Genomic DNA, 16,039 nt, shown 5'->3' with positions numbered 1-16,039 from the left:
ACGCCCTGGGGAGGGGTAGTGAGGGTCCGTCGGGACGCCCGCGACAGGGGCACCGTCTCGATCTTCGTGGCACTGAGCGCCGCGATGATGCTGATGTTCGTCGGCATCGTGCTCGACTGCGGCGGGCGCCTGCGGGCGATCGCCAACGCCGACGCGCTGGCGCAGGAGGCCGCCCGGGTCGGCGGGCAGGAGATCGACCAGCAGGCCCTGCTCACCGGCCGGGGTCTGCTGATCAACACGGCCGAGGGATACGCGGCCGCCAACGCCTACCTCAGGCCGTACGGGCTGCACGCCGATCCGCCGGACGGCAGTCCGCCCGCGGCGCTCGCCACCTCGATCACCGTGGTGATCAACACCACGTATCGGACCGCCCTGCTGGGGCTCTTCGACACACCCACCCTGACCGTGCAAGGAACCGGCACCGCCACCCTGGTGCCCGGCGATGAGGAAGCGGGGGGCGCCTGATGGCCGCACCACGAGCCAAGGTCCATGCCCGCCCGAACCCCGAGGCGGCCCCCGGCGCCCCGAAGGCCCCGATGTCCCAGGGGAGTTCGCGGGTCGGGCAGCCGAACTCCGGCCCCCCGGGGCGCGGTTCGGACGCGCTGCGCTCACTCCCGGCCGCGCTCGGCGCACTGCTGGCACTCGCCGTGCTGCTGCTCGGCGTGCCCGCGCTGCTCTGGTACGGCACCGACGCGGTGCTGGCGATGGGCGGGGTGGATCTCGCCGACCCCGGTGCGTTGCTGACCGGTCCGGACAACGGACAGCTCTTCCTCTGGGCGTTGGTCGGCATCGGCTGGATCGGTTGGTTCTGCTTCGTCTCGTCCGTCCTGCTGGAGATCCCGGCCCAGTTGCGCGGACGGGTGGCCCGGCGGATCCCGGCCTTCGGCTGGAGCCAGCGGATGGCGGCGGGTCTGGTCGGTGCGGTGATCGCGCTGCTGCCGGTGGCCGGCGCCTCGTTCGCCGCCACCGTGCCACGACTGCCGGCCGCCACGGCCCCCGCCCAACTCGCCGCGGCGCCACGGCTCGCGGCGCTGACCGCCGGTCCGTCGGCGACCCCGGTGACCGCGCTGCAGGCCTCCGAACCCCAGCAACAGCCGACCTACACCGTGCGGGACAGCCGGCCCGCCGACAGCCTCTGGTCGATCGCCGAGCGTCAACTCGGTTCGGGCGATCGCTGGCAGGAGATCGCCAAGCTCAACGACGGCCGGGTGATGGACGGTTCGGGGACCCGGTTCGACGCGGACCGGCCGATCCAGCCCGGTTGGCAACTGCTCATGCCGGCCGATGCCAAGCCGGACGGTTCCGCCGCCCAGGCCGCCACGCCCGCCCCCGCGGCGCAGCAGTCCGCGCCGGCCGGGGGCGCGCGGCCGACCAGCACCACGGTCCGCGACGGCGACACGCTGTCCGCCATCGCCCAACGGGAGTTGGGCAGTTCGGACGACTGGCCGCAACTCTTCGACGCCAACAAGGGGGTGCAGGCGCCGGACGGGGAGCGGTTGACCGATCCCAACGTCGTGGTGCCGGGCATGGTGCTCACCATCCCGGGCGCCCAGGCCACGCCCGCCCCTGCCGCACCAGCTCCCGCCGCTCCCGCCCCGGCGGCCCCGGCACCCGCGCCTGCCCAGGCGGCCCCGGCCCCTGCGGCCCAGCAGCACGACCCGGGCCTCGAGGGTGACGCCCATCCCGCCGGGGCGCCCGGGCCGTCCGCCGACGCCCGGTCGGCCACCCCGGCCCACCCGCGCGGCGGCCGGGCCCAGGTGCGCAGCCACGACGGCGCCCGGGCCGAGGACCCGAGCGGCGACTACACCGACGCCCTGGCCGTCTCCGGGGTCGGTGTGCTGCTCGCCGCCGTGCTGATCGGCGCGGTCGCCCACCGGCGCGGTGCCCAACAGCGGGCCCGTCGGCCGCGTCGCCGGATCCCGCTGCCCGCACCGCCCGCCGCGGTCTTCGAGTCCGAGCTGAAGACACGTCAGAACAACTACGGCCTCGACCTGTTGAATCGTGCGTTGCGCACCATGGCGCGCAACGTGAGCCGGACCGGCAAGCGGTTGCCGGCGCTCGCCGCGGTCCGGGTGACCACCGGCGGCACCGTGGAACTGCACCTGGCCGTGGCGGCCGCACCGATCGCCCCGTTCCGGGCCGCGCACACCGCCAACATCTGGTGGTGCACGGCCGATTCGGACGGGTTGCTGACCGCCGAGCAGGCGGCCAGGGTGACCGCCCCCTACCCCGCGCTGGTCACCCTGGGCACGGCCGCTGACGGCGCGGCCGTCCTGGCCGACCTGGAGACCGCCCGGCTGCTGCACCTCTCGGGTCAGCCGGAGGACGCCCGCGACGTGCTGCGCACCATCGCGCTGGAACTCGCGCACAGCCCGCTCGCCGACAGGCTCAACCTGCACCTGGTGGGCTTCGCCGACGACCTGCCGGTCTCCGACACGGTGGTCGACCGGGTCCACCGGTACGCCAGCCTGGAGGCGGCGCTCGACGCGGTCGGCCCGCGCACCGACCGGGCCCGGGCCACCCTGGTGGCCGCCGGGGCCACCCACCCGAGGGACGCGCGCAGTCGCGGCCAGGCCGACGAGGCCTGGGTGCCGGAGATCGTGCTCTCCGTCCAGTCACCCGGCGGGGAGCTCCCGGCCGAGCTGGGCCGGCTGCTGGACGGCCGCCCGCGCACCTGCCTCGCCGTGGTCACCCGGGCCCCCGAGCGCGGCGCCGGCCCGGTCGCGCGCTGGACGCTGCCCAGCAGCGGCCCGGCCACCCTGCCCGGCCTGAACCTCCAGTTGCAACTGCAGCGGCTGACCGACGAACAGTACGCGCACTGGACCGAGTTGCTGCACACCTCCGGGTCCACCGAGCAACGGCCCGCGCCCGACTGGACGTTGGACGGCGACGAGCTGGACCCGTCCGAACTGCCGGTGCCAGTACCGGTATTGGCCGGAGTCGGTGCGTCCGACCTGCCGTTCATCGGCGCCGCACTGCCGGAGGGCCTGCCGGAGAGCGGCCCGCGGTTGATCGCCCGGGTGGTCGGCACGGGCAGCAGCCCGTTCGCGACCGCCGACCCGGCGGCCGCACCGTGCGGCGGCGCCGGTGACGTCACTGCGACGGTGGTACCGGTGCTCCCGGCCTTCCCGCTGCGGCCCCGGCACGCGCTCAACGGCCGTGGCCTGCAGGCCAGCCAGCCTCCGGTGGCCGCGGTGGCCCCGGTACCCCCCGCGCCCCCGGTGGCACCGGTACTCCCGGTTCCCCTCGTGTCGCCCGAGACCCGGTCGGACGTCGAGCCCGCTACCGACGACCCCACTCCGACCGACCTCGTCCCCACCCCCGACCCCACCGACCTCGTCCCCACCCCTGACCCCACTCCTGACCCCATCCCCGAGCCCCTCCCCACCCACGACACGGCCCCCGCGCTCACCGAGGCCGACCCCGGCGTCCCGTCCCGTCCGGAGCCGGCCGCCCCCGCCCCGCTCACCGCGACGACCACTCCCGTCCGCAGCGACGCCGACGACCTGCTCGCCATCCTCCGCTCCCCGGAGGCCCACGCCTTCCGCGCCGCTCCCCGGATCCGTCTGCTCGGCCCGGTGGACGTGCTCGGCGCCATCGGCCCGGCCGAGCAGTCCGCCCGCCCCGGCCTCACCGAACTCGCCGCGTACCTGGCCCTGCACCCCGGCGCGACCCCCGAGGCCGTCGACCGCGCCCTGCACCCCGGCGACCACGCCCGCCCGGACCAGCCGCTGCCCGCCTCCCTCGACGAGCTGGCGGGCTGGCTCGGCAACGCCCCCGACGGCCGCGCCTTCCTGCGCCAGGACACCCCCGAGGGCTGCGCCTTCGCCCCCACCGTCACCTGCGACTGGGACGAGTTCCGCAGCCTCTACCGTCGCGGCATGCGCAGTACCAGCTCCACCGCCGATGCCGCGCTGGCCCACGCGCTGGCCCTGGTCCGCGGCGCCCCGTTCGCGGAGACCCCGGCCACCGCCTACGGCTGGGCCGAGGCCGACCGCCAGGACATGCTCGCCACCGTCGTCGACACCGCCCACGAACTGGCCGCCCGCAGGCTCCAGTACGGCGACCACCGCAACGCCGAGGCGGCGGTCTTCCGTGGCCTCGCCGTGGCGCCCGACGTCGAACTCCTGCACCGGGACCTCTTCTACGCCTACGCCTCGGCCGGCGCCCGCGACCAGCTCCTGAAGGCCGTCAACCGCCTGGACGCCCTCAGCCGCCGCACCGGCCGCAGCCTCGACCCCGACACCGTCTCCCTGCTCCGCGACCTCCTCTCCGGTGCGTGACAACGGGAGGTGCTCCAGGTTCCGCGGTTTCGTGAACACTTCCGTGTGGTCATGAGCACCGTTCGAGCATTTCCGCGCGATCGTGGGCAGCGGTACCGGCTCGGCGACGCTGCGCTGGCACTGGACGCAGAGCCGTGTGCGGACTTCGCGCCGGTCAGGCCGATGCTGCACCACCGCCGGTGCCAGCCGTCGCGGAAGTCCGAGCCTGAGCTCGCCGCCAAGACCTCGACGTTTCGCAACAGGGCAGGCTCCGCCAAGAGATCTGAGATGCCTGGCACACTGTGCGGCCTGAGCGACCCCAGGGAGTCTCTTCGGACCATTCCTGACCGGCGCACACCCACCCAAGAAGGCAGACCCTCGCTCGTCACGTGCGGTGATGCTCACAGAACGTTTGAAGTTCTTGCTGAACGTCGGCTCCCGACAGTTGTTCAGGTGGCGATGTCGGCGAGCAAGCCGAGCAGTCCCTGCGGCGCTGACCGGACTCAGCGGAACGCTGCGGCATTGCGGACGGCCCAGTCGGCGAAGGGACGCGGGGCGCGGCCGAGGACCCGCTGCACGTCCGGGCTGACACGCAGCTCTGCCGGGCTCGGGGAGCCGAGGATGTCCAGGGTGTCGTCGGCGAGCTCTGCCGGCATGCTCTGGGTCATGGCGGCCTTGGCCTCGTCGCGGGTGAGGTCGTGGAACCGCACTGGCGCGCCCAGCGCGGCGGCGATGGCCTCCGCCTGCTGGCGCGGCGTGATCACCTCCGGACCGGTCAGCTCGTACACACCGCCGGTGTGCCGGTCGTCCAGCAGGCAGGCCGCCGCGACCTCGGCGATGTCCGCCGGGTCGATGATCGGCACCCCGACGTCGCCGAAGGGGGCGGCGACGACCCGCCGCGCGCGGACGGACTGGGCCCACCACAGGGCGTTGGAGGCGAAGCCGCCCGGTCGCAGGATGGCCCATTCCAGGCCGGACTCCCGCAGCACGTCCTCCAGCGCGCGCATCGCGATCCGCGTTGCGCCGAAGGGCCTGGTCGCCACGCCCTGCGTGGAGAGCAGGACGACCCGGCGGACCCCGCGGGCCGCGGCCTGGCCGATGATGTCGGCCGGGCTGGCTCCGGCGGCGTGCAGGTCGCCGGAGAGCAGCAGGAACAGCGCGGTCGCCCCGGCCAGCGCGGGCTCGAGGCCGGCCGGCTCGGCCAGGTCGGCCGCCAGGTGGCGGACACCGTCCGGCACCGCCGCCGGGTGCCGCGACACCGCCGTCACCTGCCGGCCCGCCTCGGCCAGCGCCCGCGTCAGCGGCCGGCCCACGTTCCCGGTAGCCCCGGTCACCACGATCATGATCAGCTCCTTGCTCGATGTCCTCTGTGGCCTTCACGCTAGGAGCTGCGGCTAACCCTTGGTAAGGACATACCTTGACGTAAGCTCAGCACATGGTGGTAGGTGTGCAGGCCGAGCAGGCCGGGGCCGGGAAGCGGTATGAGGTGTTTCACACCGACTGCCCCGCGCGCGATGTGGTCGACCACGTGACCAGCAGGTGGGGCATCTGGGTGTTGATCTCCTTGCGGAGCAACGACCTCCGGTTCTACGAGCTGCGCGAGAGCATCCGGGGCATCAGCGAGAAGATGCTCGCCCAGACCCTGCGCGCGCTGGTCCAGGACGACCTGGTCTGGCGGGAGGTCGAGCCGACGACGCCGCCCCAGGTCACCTACGGGCTGACCGAGTTCGGCCGGGATCTCGGTGAACCGCTGGAGGAGCTGTTCGACCGGATCACACGTCGGCTGCCGCCGCGCAGCGCGGCATAGCGGATTGGTGGCCGGCCACGAAGGCGGGAGCGCGGCTCCCGCCCCCGAGGGGGACGGGAGCCGGGTGGGCGTGGGGATCAGCCGACGTTGAGGGCCGTGTCGTCGATGACGAACGAGGTCTGCAGCTCGTAGTCCTCGGTGCCGGTGAACTTCAGCGTGATGGTCTGTCCGGCGTAGGGCGACAGGTCGAAGGTGTGCTGGGCGTAGCCGGTGCCGTGGTCGAGGTTCGAGTAGGTCGCCAGGGTGCCCAGCACCGTGCCGGAGCTGTTCAGCACCTGCACGTTCAGGGTGTCGTAGGCGGTGGTGGTGCTGGTCTCCGCCGTGTCGACGTGCAGCCAGAAGCTCAGCTGGTAGCTGCGGCACCCGCTCGGGAGGCTGACGGCCTGGGCGAGGGTGTCGGTGTGCGTCGTACCGTACCCGTCGAGCCAGGCGTCCCAGGAACCGCTGTGCGGTGGCTCGCTGCTGCTGTCGCTGATCACGCCGGACGAGGCGGACCACGGCGCCGCGCTACCGGTCTCGAAGCCGGGGTTGCCCAGCAGCTGGGCCGCGGTGCAGCTGCCGGCGGCCGGGTTGACGGTCCAGCTGAAGGTGGTGCTGCCGGTGGCGTTGGTGCTGTCGGTGGCGGTGACCGAGACGGTGGAGGTGCCGGTGACGGTGGGGGTGCCGGAGATCAGGCCGGTCGAGGGGTTGATCGACAGCCCGGCCGGGAGGCCGGTGGCGCGGTAGCCGAGGGTCTGGCCGGTGGCGGAGTCGCTCGCCGAGATCTGCAGGCTGGTGGCGCTGCCCACGGTGCCGGTCTGGTTGCCGGGGCTGGTCACGGTCACCGTGTTCCCGCCGGTCACCGGGTTGATGGTCCAGCCGAAGGAGGTGGACCCGGAGGGCCCGGTGCTGTCGGTGGCGGTGACCGAGACGGTGGAGGTGCCGGCGGCGGTGGGGGTGCCGGAGATCAGGCCGGTCGCGGAGTTGATCGACAGCCCGGCGGGAAGCCCGGTGGCCGCGTAGCCGAGCGTGCCGCCGGCGGAGTCGGTCGCCGAGATCTGCAGGCTGGTGGCGCTGCCCACGGTGCCGGTCTGGTTGCCGGGGCTGGTCACGGCCACGCTGCCGCCGCCGCTGCTGGTCTGGTTGAAGTCGGCGTCGAAGGTCGACTCGATGCCGCTCAGCACGCCGGGGTCACTGACGATCAGCCCCAACTCGCGGTTGTGGTTGAGCGAGTTGTCGGAGAAGTTCTCCGAACCGGCGAACACCTTCGCGGTCGGGGTGCCGTAGTCGGCGACGATCGCCTTGGCGTGGATGTAGAAGCCGGTGGGGCTGGTGTAGGTGGTCACCTTGCCGCCCGCGGCGGTCACCTGGTTGAGCTCGCTGCTGTACGTCGACGACTCGTTCTCCGCGACGACGCGCACCGTGACCCCGCGCTGCGCGTCCGCGACGATCGCGTTGACCAGCGCGGGGTCGTCGAACTCCTCCTCCTCGACGTCGAGGCTGTGCTGCGCCCCGTTGATCAGCGCCAGCAGGCGGCTCTGCGAGTCGGTGGGCGACCAGACGAGGTCGTCGCCGTCGGACGGGGTGATCGAGGTCTTGGCGTAGTCGGCGTCGAAGACCTGCTCGATCGCCGCGACGTCGGCGGAGTCGGTGTCGTAGACCCCGTAGTCGCGTGAGGTGCCGTAGTAGGTGGTGTCGAGGTTGCCGGTGCTGACGTACGACTCGGCGGCGTCGACGGTGATCGTCTTCTGGTGGGTGTAGACGAAGGCCGAGGACGAGTAGGTGACCCCGACCCCGCCGGCCGAAAGCGCGCTGTAGGCGGCGCTGTTGACCGAGGTCTGCGCGGCGTCCAGGATCACTCTGACTCTGACGCCTGCCTTCTCCTTGCTCACCAGGTCGTCGACCATGGTGGTGTCGCGCAGCTCGTACATGGTCATGTCGATCGACTTGCTGGCCGACTCGACGAAGTCGTAGATCGCGCTCTCGCCCTGATCCGGCAGGATCTGCAGCGAGTAGGCTCCGGCGGCGTGCGCGGCGGTGGGGGCGAGCAGGGTGGCGGCGGCGGTGGCGCCGGCGGTGAGGGCGAGCAGGACACGATGGGTGAAGCTCATGCGGGGGCTCCTGACGCGGTCGGTGGAAGGCAACGCGCGTAGCGCCCACCAGTAAGGCACAGCACTGGTGGCACGTGAAGTCCGTGCGCATGACAGAATGTTGAACAGCAGCTCCCGTCAGGAGGCCTGATGATCCATCAGGCGCCCACGGTGCCGTCGATCCCCTCGCGCAGGAAGTCCGCGTGGCCGTTGTGCCGGGCGTACTCGTGGATCAGATGCAGCATCACCATGCGCAGTGACACGTCCTCGCCCCACCTGGCGCAGTGCGCGACCACGTCCAGCGACTCCGCCTCCCGTTCGATCCGACGGGCGTGCTCGACCTCCGCCCGCCAGGCGTCGAACGCCTCCGACCGGGTGGCGCCGGTGGTGTCGTACGCGACCTGGAAGTCCCCCTGGTCCGACCAGACGAGCGGGATGTCCTCGCCGTTGACCACGCGGCGGAACCACTGCCGCTCCACCTCGGCCAGGTGCCGCACCAGGCCGAGCAGGGAGAGCGTCGAGGGCGGCATCGACTGCCGGCGCAGCTCCTCGGTGGAGAGCCCGTCGCACTTCATGGCGAGCGTCGCCCGGTGGAAGTCGAGGAAGGCGCGCAGCATTTCGCGCTCGCCGGCGATCATCGGCGGCGACGGGCGCTCGGTGGTCATGATGGTCCCTTCGGGGGTGGTGGTTCGATGGTGAACCTACCGAAGGCGGCGGTCCCGGGGTAGGCCGTCAGGTCGTCGCCGCCCTGGAACGGAGCGCCGGGAACCCCGTAAGGTGGCGCGGAAGGGGAGCGGCGGCACGGGCCGTGACCTGCGGACAGAGACCGCCGAGGTGGCGGGCGGGGTGGTGACCGGCGTTGGCGGACAGTTCATCGATCTCCGGAGAGGTCGGGCCCACTGACGTCTGGGACGAGCCGGCGGCGGACCAGCTGACCATGCGGTTCTCCTCGTCACCGGTCGCGGGCGCGGCGCCGACGGCGGTGCTGCGGGTGGTGACGCCCGAGCCCGTCGTCGATGCCGCCGAAGACCCGTCGGCGGTGGTCGGGGAGGGGCGGCGCGGGCGGATCCTGACCATCGAGGGCGCGCACGCCGGCGCGCGGGCCTCCGTGCTGCTCGCGGACATCGCACCGCAGACGCTGCTCGCCGCCGAGCAGGTGGACGCCGTGCACCTGCCGTCCGCGAGCGACCTGGAGACCGTCCTCGCCCACCTGCGGGCCGCCGCCCGGCACCCCGGCCCGCTGTTGCTGCACCTCGCCGGCCGGCTGGGCGTCGAGCGCCCCGGCGGCGGGCTGGCGCTGATGCTGCGCGGGTCGGACGGGCTGGCCTGGCGGAGCGTGGCGGAAGAACTGCGCTCCCGCCCGGCCGGGTTGGACACCCTGGTGCTCGCCGACCTCGGCGCCGACCCGGACGTCCGGCCGCTGGTGCGGGGCACGCCCTCGCCGCTGGCCGCCGGCCTGCCGCTCTGGGCGGTGGTCAACCCGGACGCCGAGCCACCGGGCGCGTTCACGTCGGCGCTGGTCGAGGCGGTGCGGGCCGGTCGGCCGGGCGCCGGCCCGCTGCTGACGCCGGAGCGGCTGCGGGAGCGGGTGGACGCGGCGCTGCCGACGGACGCGCTGGTGGTCACGGAGTACGGTCCGGAGCGGCCGATCTTCCGCAACACGGCCGGCGGAGCCACGGGTGGAGCGGCGGTGCGGCTGGCCAAGGCGGACGCCCCGGTGCCGCCCGCCGGCGCGGTGCGACCGCGGTCGTCGGCCGAGGGTGAACAGGTGACCGCACGCACCGACTACCGCGAGGCGATCGGCCGGATCGTCCGCACGGCCGACGCCGGCGAGCACGCCACCGCTGCCGAACTCGCCCGCGTCCTGGAGCGGGAGGCCGCCGACGCGCACGGCCCGGCCGCCGAAGCCGTGCTGATGATCCGTCAGGTTCGTGCACACGTGACCAGGTTGGCCGGCGAACCGGCCGGCGCGGCGGAGCTCTACCGCGAGGTCGCCCTGGTGCTGCTCGCCGAGCGGGGACCGGACGACCCGGAGACCCAGCAGGCCGCGACCAATGCCGAGGCCTGCTGGCGGGCGGTCCGGGACCGTGACCAGGCGATCGGTCTCGCCCCGGAGTTGCTGGAGCTGCGCGCGCTGCTGCCCGGGCCGGACGGTCGCAAGTTGCGTTCGGCGCAGCGGTATCTGGCGCGGCTGACGGCGGCGGAGTGACGCGGGTTGCCCGCCCCCGGAGTCACGGGGGCGGGCAACCCGCGGCCTGCTGCTACCTCAGTGGTCCGCGAGCGCGCGCACGAACTTGGCGCCGTCCACCGTGCCCAGGCCCGACGCCATGTCGTAGCCCTTGCCGGCGGTGTAGCCGGTCACACCACCGAAGCTGTTGTTGCCGGTGGTGACGTCGACGATGCCGCTCCACTGGCTGGGCAGCCACGACATCGCGTACATCGAGCCGTTGATCTGGCCCAGCCGGTGGCCGGCCAGCTGGTCGGCGAGGGCGACCACGCCGGAGAAGAGCGGCGAGGCCTCGCTGGTGCCACCGGTGAGGTGCCAGCCGACCGACTTCGGGTCGTAGGACTCGTAGGTCCAGGCCGAGCCGTCCACCGCGGCGCTCATGCTGATGTCCGGGGTGGTGCGGTGGGTGCCGCCGCCGGTGTTGACCGCGTACTGGTACCACGGACGGCCGAAGATGGCGGAGACGCCACCGCCGCCGGCGCCGTAGCCGTCGTTCCAGACCTTGTCCGGCGCGGTGCGGTTGCCGTTGTCGTCCAGGGTCAGCTCGGTGCCGCCGACCGAGGTCACCAGCGGGTCCGAGGAGGGCCAGGAGTTGACCTTGTACGGGTAGTTGTTGTTGTTCAGGTCCGAGTCGGTCACCCCGTTGTCGCCGGAGGAGGCGAGCACGGTGACGTTGTGCGCGGCGGCCTCCTTGAACGCGTAGCGGAGGTCGGTGAGCGACTTGTAGTTGCCCTGGGCGAAGCCCGGGAAGGTGTTCTCGGTGGCGCCGAAGCTCTGGGTGATGACGTCGCCGCGGCCGGCCTTGATCAGCGCCTGCTCCGCGTCCATCATCTCCGGCAGGCCGGTGACGCCCTCGGTCTCGGAGACGCCGGTCTCGACCAGGATGATGTGCGCGTCGGGCGCGATGGAGTGCGCGTACTCGACGTCGAGGGTGGTCTCACCGGCCCAACTGGTCATGTCCGAGTTGTTCGGGTCGAAGGCCGGGACGTTGCCCCACTTCATGACCTCGACGTTGGTGTCCTGGATGCCCCACTGCTTGTCGAAGGTCTCCAGGTCGTGCTGGATCGTCGGCGAGCCGAAGGAGTCCACGATCACGATGGTCCGGCCCTTGCCGGTGATGCCCTGCTTGTACAGCGGGTTCAGGTTGTACGCGGTGCGGTACTGCAGCGGCGAGTAGCAGTGGATCTTGAGCTGCGCCACGCACTGGGTGGTGCTGGTCGGGGCGGGGTGCGCGGTGGCGTTGAAGTGGCCGGCGGAGGCGGGAATCAGTTTGAACGCGGCCTGGGCCGGTGCGCTCTGGGCCAGGGCGGCGGCCGTCGGGGCGGTGACCGCGCTGGCCGTCAGCGCGGTGGCCGCGACGGCGAACAGGGCCAGCGCACGGGTGCCGGCGGGGCGTCGGGAGCCCGCGGTGGCGGGGGAGAGGCCCATGGAACTCCTTTGGGACGGGGGTCGGAACCGACACGGAGTCGGCTCCGGTATCCCACCGTGTGAAGACCAGATGAATCTATAGTCATTTCGGACCCTTGACATCCTTTGGCATGATCACTCGGCATACCGACAGCTCACCCGCTTGGCGGATGGTTCGTGCTGCCCCCGGCCGGCCCGACCGGGCCGAAGTGCCGTCAAAACACGGTAAAAACGGCATCGCCGCCGACCTGTCTGTGCCGTCCCGATCCCGCAACCCGAGGGGGCGAGGTGCGGGTCCACGATGCTCCGATCGGCTCCGAAGACGCGGTGACGAACGGTCGGTGAACAATCCCGGACCCGCCCCCGCCCGCCGCCGGCAGCGGCCAGGATCTCGACCGACCGCGCGGCTCCCCCCGTGCGGACGCCATCGGGAACTCCCGGAAGGAAGCAACGATGCCCCGTCGCCGCCTAGCGACCGCAGCCGCCATCGGTGTCACCGCACTGGCCGCCCTCACCGCGACCGCCGACCCCGCCCTCGCCGCCGGTCCGGACCGCCCGCACCACCGGCACGGCGCCATCGGCTACACCGTCGGCACCCCGGTCGTCGACAAGGTCGAGGGCGGCCCCTGGACGCTCGCCCAGGGCGACCCCACCCTGGGCGCCACGGTGACGGTCGGCGGGGTGACCTACCCGAACCTGGCCGTGGACCCGGCGGGCTCCGGCGCGGTCCCGGCCGCCAGCGGTGTCACCGGCAGCCCCGGCCCGCTGACCGGCTACTGCTCCAGTGGCGGCCCCACTCCGGAGACCGGCAGCGTGCTGCGCCAGCCGAAGGGCAGCACGCTGCCCATGCAGCCGTACTACTTCCCGTTCGTCACCAGCCAGGACGGTGGCGCCACTCTCACCGGCCTGTTCGACTACCGCCCCAAGGACGGGGACGAGGCGGTGGTCTCGGCCACCTCCACCGACCACGGCCGCACCTGGCGCTACACCGGTGAGGCACTGGAGCAGAACGCCGGGCTCTGTCCGAACGGCAACACCAACGACGACGGCCAGGGTCACGCCTTCGTGCTCACCGTGCCGGACGCCGCGGGCGGTGGCCGGAGCGGCCGGTTCCTCTACACGCTCTCCCGCCCCTCGGGCGACGCGCTGGGCGTCAACCTGATCGTCCACCGGCTCGCACCCGAGGGCGGCGACCCGCTGGCCGGCCTGCCCGCCGCCGAGCCGGTCGGCGAGGGTGGCGCCACCACCGCGACCGCGCCGGTCACCGTCCCGGCCGGCCCCGGCGGCGCGGGCGTCACCATCGCGGTCGGCAGCACGGCCGACTTCGAGCAGCCGGGCCACTTCACGGTCGACGGCACCACGGTGGACTGCAACGACGACGCCGCCACCACGACCGCGTTCACCGGCTGCACCACCCGCACGTCCGGCGGGGTGACCATCGCCGCCGGCGACGCGGTCAAGGCCGACGCGGTGATCCCGCCGACCGCCCAGCAGACCTCCGGCCTGATCGCCCCGGACGGCATCATCAGCACCCTGCCGCACTACCCGGGCGCGCCCAAGGGCAGCGTCCCGGTGCTCTACACCGAGAAGATCGTCAACTACTACACGCCGACCACCACCACGGCCGCGGTCACCCTGCCGACCGCCACCCTGCCGGTCGCGGACAGCTCCGCGCTCCGGCCGACCGGCGGCCCGGTCACCGTCAGCCTGGGCACCGCGGCCGGCATCGTCCAGGTGACCTGCACCGGCGCCGACGCCACCCAGCTGACCGGCTGCACCGGCGGAACCGGCACGGTGGCCAAGGGCAGCAGCGTCGGCGCGCCCGGCGCCGCCGTGGTGCCGTACTCGCGGCTCGCACAGACCGGCGAGGGCAAGGACAAGCCGAAGTCGCTCTTCGGCAACAACGAGGACTACACCGTGGTCCGCGCCGCCTACACCTACGACGGCCTGCACTTCACCGATCTCGGTCAGGTCGCCGGCCTCAACGACCCGGCCGGCAACAGCGACAGCGTGCTGCGCTGGATCGGCTCGCGCGGCACCGTGGTGACCAACCCGGACGGCAGCTACGGCCTCTTCCTCTCCGGCGCGTACGCCTCGGACGGTGACAGTGACGCCTTCAACCAGATCTTCTACTCCTCCTCCCGGGACGGCGAGCGCTGGTCGGCCCCGCAGAAGCTGATCGGCACCGACTACACCTTCTCCGCGCTGACCGAGCAGGCGGCCGGCGGTGGCGCGCTGGACGTCAGCGGCTACTACTCCGGTCGGGTCTACGACCCGACCGTGGTGCGGAACGACAACGGCACGTTGACCATGGTCTTCGCCGGCTACTCCACGCCCAAGCCGCTGCCCGGCACCGGCTCGGTCTACGGCACCGACCCGAGCGCGCCGTTCACCGTCCCGGCGGCGGAGCCGGCCGAGTACCGGACCATCCTCAGCGTCACCCTGCGCCCGCACTGGACGCACTGACCCAGGACTGGTCCCGGGCCGACCCGGACCTCACCCGGGTCCGGCCCTACGACCACAGCTCCCGGACCACCTCCGCCACCCGCTGCCCCTGGGCGAAGCCCGTGTGCGCGGAGGGGGTCCGGGAGGCCGGATCCAGCGGGTCGCCGCCGAACGCGGCGGCCGAGGCCTCGTCCGGCACGATCGTCTCGACCCGGGCCGACCCGGCCAGCAGGGTTGTCTGCTCCTCCAGCGCCGGGTCGGACAGCGGGGCCAACACCAGCACCCGATCGGCGCCCGCCGCCAGGTCCGCGTTGGCGTTGGAGTGGACGCCGCCGTCCATGTAGCGCGCGCCCCCGATGGTGACCGGCGGCCAGATTCCCGGCACGGCGCAGCTCGCGGCCACCGCGTCCACCAACCCGACCCCGGACCGCCGGTCGAAGAGCCGCCTCTCGCCACTGCGGGTGTCCACCGCGACCAGGGTGATCCGGCGCTCGGGCCAGCTGTGCACGGGCAGCCGGCCCTCGATCACCTCGAACCGGGCCCGCTCGCTCACCGTCTCGACGCTCAATGCCAACTCGCCGAGCTGGCGGCGGAGTTCCGACGGATCGGTGGCATTTGCCGCCAACTTCGCCCAGATTTCCAGCAGTTCGGGGACAGTGAGCCCGGACGGGTCCAACTCGGCGTTCTGCCAGGACGGATCGGCCTGCCGTCGGAACAGCTCGGCCAACTCCAGCCCGCTGCCCAGCTGGGCGGCGACCACCGAGCCGGCCGAGGTGCCGACCAGGCGGTCCGCCCCGGTGATGTCCACCCCCCGCTCGGCCAGCCCCGCCAACACCCCGGTCTCCCAGGCGGCCCCGGCCAGGCCACCGCCGCCCAGCACCAGCGCGCGCTCCACTGCCATGACGTTCCCCTCACGTGTTCAACGGCGTTCCGCCGCTCACAGCACGGCTCAGGCGTGATCGATTCCCGTCCAGCCGGGCGGAACCCGGAGATCAACCGAACGGCTGACGGAGATCAGGCGCGGGATCCGCCGAACGGTCCACCGGGCCGTCCACCGGTCAGCGCGCGCCGCCGTTCACGTAGAGGGTCTGGCCGCTGACGTAGGAGGCCTCCTCGCTCGCCAGGAAGGCCACCACCGACGCGATCTCCTCCGGGTGGCCGGGCCGCCGCAGCGGGGTACGGGCGGCCACCTCGGCCTGGTGCTCCTCCGGCGTGGCACCGACCCGGGCCGCGGTGGCCTCGGTCATCGAGGTGACGACGTAACCGGGCGCCACCGCGTTGACGTTGATGTTGAACGGCCCCAGCTCGATCGCCAGAGTGGCGGTCAGCCCCTGGATCCCGGCCTTCGCGGCGGCGTAGTTGGCCTGCCCCCGGTTGCCCAGCGCGGAGCGCGAGCTGAGCGAGACGATCTTGCCGTACTTCTGCGCCACCAGGTACTTCTGCGCCACGTGGCTGCAGTTGTAGGCGCTGGTCAGGTTGACCGACAGGACGGCGTCCCAGTCCGCCCTGGGCATCTTGAAGAACAGGTTGTCCCGGGTGATCCCGGCGTTGTTGACCAGGATGTGCAGACCGCCCAACTCCTCGACCACGGTGGCGAAGACGGCCGCCACCGCGTCGTAGTCGGAGACGTCGCAGCCGTAGCCCCGGGCGGTGCCGCCCTGCTCGAGGATGGCGTCGACGGTGGCCTTCGCCCGCTCCGGCGTCAGGTCGATGACGGCGACCGCGGCGCCCTGCTCGGCCAGCAGGCGGGCGGTGGCCGCGCCGATGCCCTGCCCGGCGCCGGTGACGATGGCGATCTTTCCGGTGAATCGTGTCACGGTGG

The 16,039-nt window shown here is 72.9% G+C and carries 11 protein-coding genes; 5 read left to right on the top strand and 6 right to left on the bottom strand.

All coding sequences use genetic code 11. The features are described from left to right. Positions 1–18: 18 nt before the first annotated feature. Both ACIGXM_RS18475 and ACIGXM_RS18470 read left to right on the top strand, forming a co-directional pair. Complete coding sequence (locus tag ACIGXM_RS18475) at positions 19–465, top strand: hypothetical protein (protein WP_396562071.1); 447 nt, start codon at positions 19–21, stop codon at positions 463–465. Next, positions 465–4,283 carry a LysM peptidoglycan-binding domain-containing protein gene (locus tag ACIGXM_RS18470; protein ID WP_396562069.1) on the top strand — a complete coding sequence of 1,273 codons (3,819 nt, stop codon included), beginning with the start codon at positions 465–467 and terminating at the stop codon, positions 4,281–4,283. The genes ACIGXM_RS18475 and ACIGXM_RS18470 overlap by 1 nt, the downstream gene beginning before the upstream one ends. Positions 4,284–4,765: 482 nt before the next feature. Here ACIGXM_RS18470 and ACIGXM_RS18465 read toward each other — a convergent pair whose 3' ends face one another. After that, on the bottom strand, positions 4,766–5,605 hold the full coding sequence (locus ACIGXM_RS18465; protein WP_396562067.1) for an SDR family oxidoreductase: 840 nt from the start codon (positions 5,603–5,605) through the stop codon (positions 4,766–4,768). Positions 5,606–5,697: 92 nt separating this feature from the next. Here ACIGXM_RS18465 and ACIGXM_RS18460 point away from each other — a divergent pair, with 92 nt between their 5' ends. After that, on the top strand, positions 5,698–6,069 hold the full coding sequence (locus ACIGXM_RS18460; protein ID WP_396562065.1) for a winged helix-turn-helix transcriptional regulator: 372 nt from the start codon (positions 5,698–5,700) through the stop codon (positions 6,067–6,069). Positions 6,070–6,146: 77 nt separating this feature from the next. On the opposite strand, the gene ACIGXM_RS18455 is transcribed toward ACIGXM_RS18460, so the two are convergent. Both ACIGXM_RS18455 and ACIGXM_RS18450 read right to left on the bottom strand, forming a co-directional pair. Further along, positions 6,147–8,159 carry a putative Ig domain-containing protein gene (locus ACIGXM_RS18455; RefSeq protein ID WP_396562063.1) on the bottom strand — a complete coding sequence of 671 codons (2,013 nt, stop codon included), beginning with the start codon at positions 8,157–8,159 and terminating at the stop codon, positions 6,147–6,149. Positions 8,160–8,296: 137 nt separating this feature from the next. Next, a complete protein-coding gene (locus ACIGXM_RS18450; RefSeq protein ID WP_396562061.1) occupies positions 8,297–8,803 on the bottom strand; it encodes a DinB family protein in 507 nt (168 codons plus the stop codon). 194 nt (positions 8,804–8,997) lie between these two features. Between ACIGXM_RS18450 and ACIGXM_RS18445 the strand changes: the two genes are divergently transcribed. Next, on the top strand, positions 8,998–10,347 hold the full coding sequence (locus ACIGXM_RS18445) for a hypothetical protein (RefSeq protein ID WP_396562060.1): 1,350 nt from the start codon (positions 8,998–9,000) through the stop codon (positions 10,345–10,347). A 57-nt stretch (positions 10,348–10,404) separates the two neighbouring features. Here ACIGXM_RS18445 and ACIGXM_RS18440 read toward each other — a convergent pair whose 3' ends face one another. Continuing rightward, positions 10,405–11,793, bottom strand: coding sequence for a S8 family serine peptidase (locus tag ACIGXM_RS18440; RefSeq protein ID WP_396562058.1), 1,389 nt, complete (start codon positions 11,791–11,793; stop codon positions 10,405–10,407). Positions 11,794–12,225: 432 nt separating this feature from the next. On the opposite strand from ACIGXM_RS18440, the gene ACIGXM_RS18435 reads away from it, so the two are divergent. After that, positions 12,226–14,238 (top strand): hypothetical protein, encoded by a 2,013-nt coding sequence (locus ACIGXM_RS18435; protein ID WP_396562056.1) that lies wholly within the window; start codon positions 12,226–12,228, stop codon positions 14,236–14,238. 46 nt (positions 14,239–14,284) lie between these two features. On the opposite strand, the gene ACIGXM_RS18430 is transcribed toward ACIGXM_RS18435, so the two are convergent. Further along, on the bottom strand, positions 14,285–15,118 hold the full coding sequence (locus tag ACIGXM_RS18430) for a patatin-like phospholipase family protein (RefSeq protein WP_396562054.1): 834 nt from the start codon (positions 15,116–15,118) through the stop codon (positions 14,285–14,287). A 157-nt stretch (positions 15,119–15,275) separates the two neighbouring features. Further along, on the bottom strand, positions 15,276–16,034 hold the full coding sequence (gene fabG, locus ACIGXM_RS18425; protein ID WP_396562052.1) for a 3-oxoacyl-ACP reductase FabG: 759 nt from the start codon (positions 16,032–16,034) through the stop codon (positions 15,276–15,278). Positions 16,035–16,039: the final 5 nt, after the last annotated feature.

The sequence above is a fragment of the Kitasatospora sp. NPDC052896 genome, from assembly GCF_044547075.1.
In the GTDB taxonomy this organism is placed as follows: domain Bacteria; phylum Actinomycetota; class Actinomycetes; order Streptomycetales; family Streptomycetaceae; genus Kitasatospora.
This window is presented reverse-complemented; position numbering and strand designations above follow the sequence as displayed.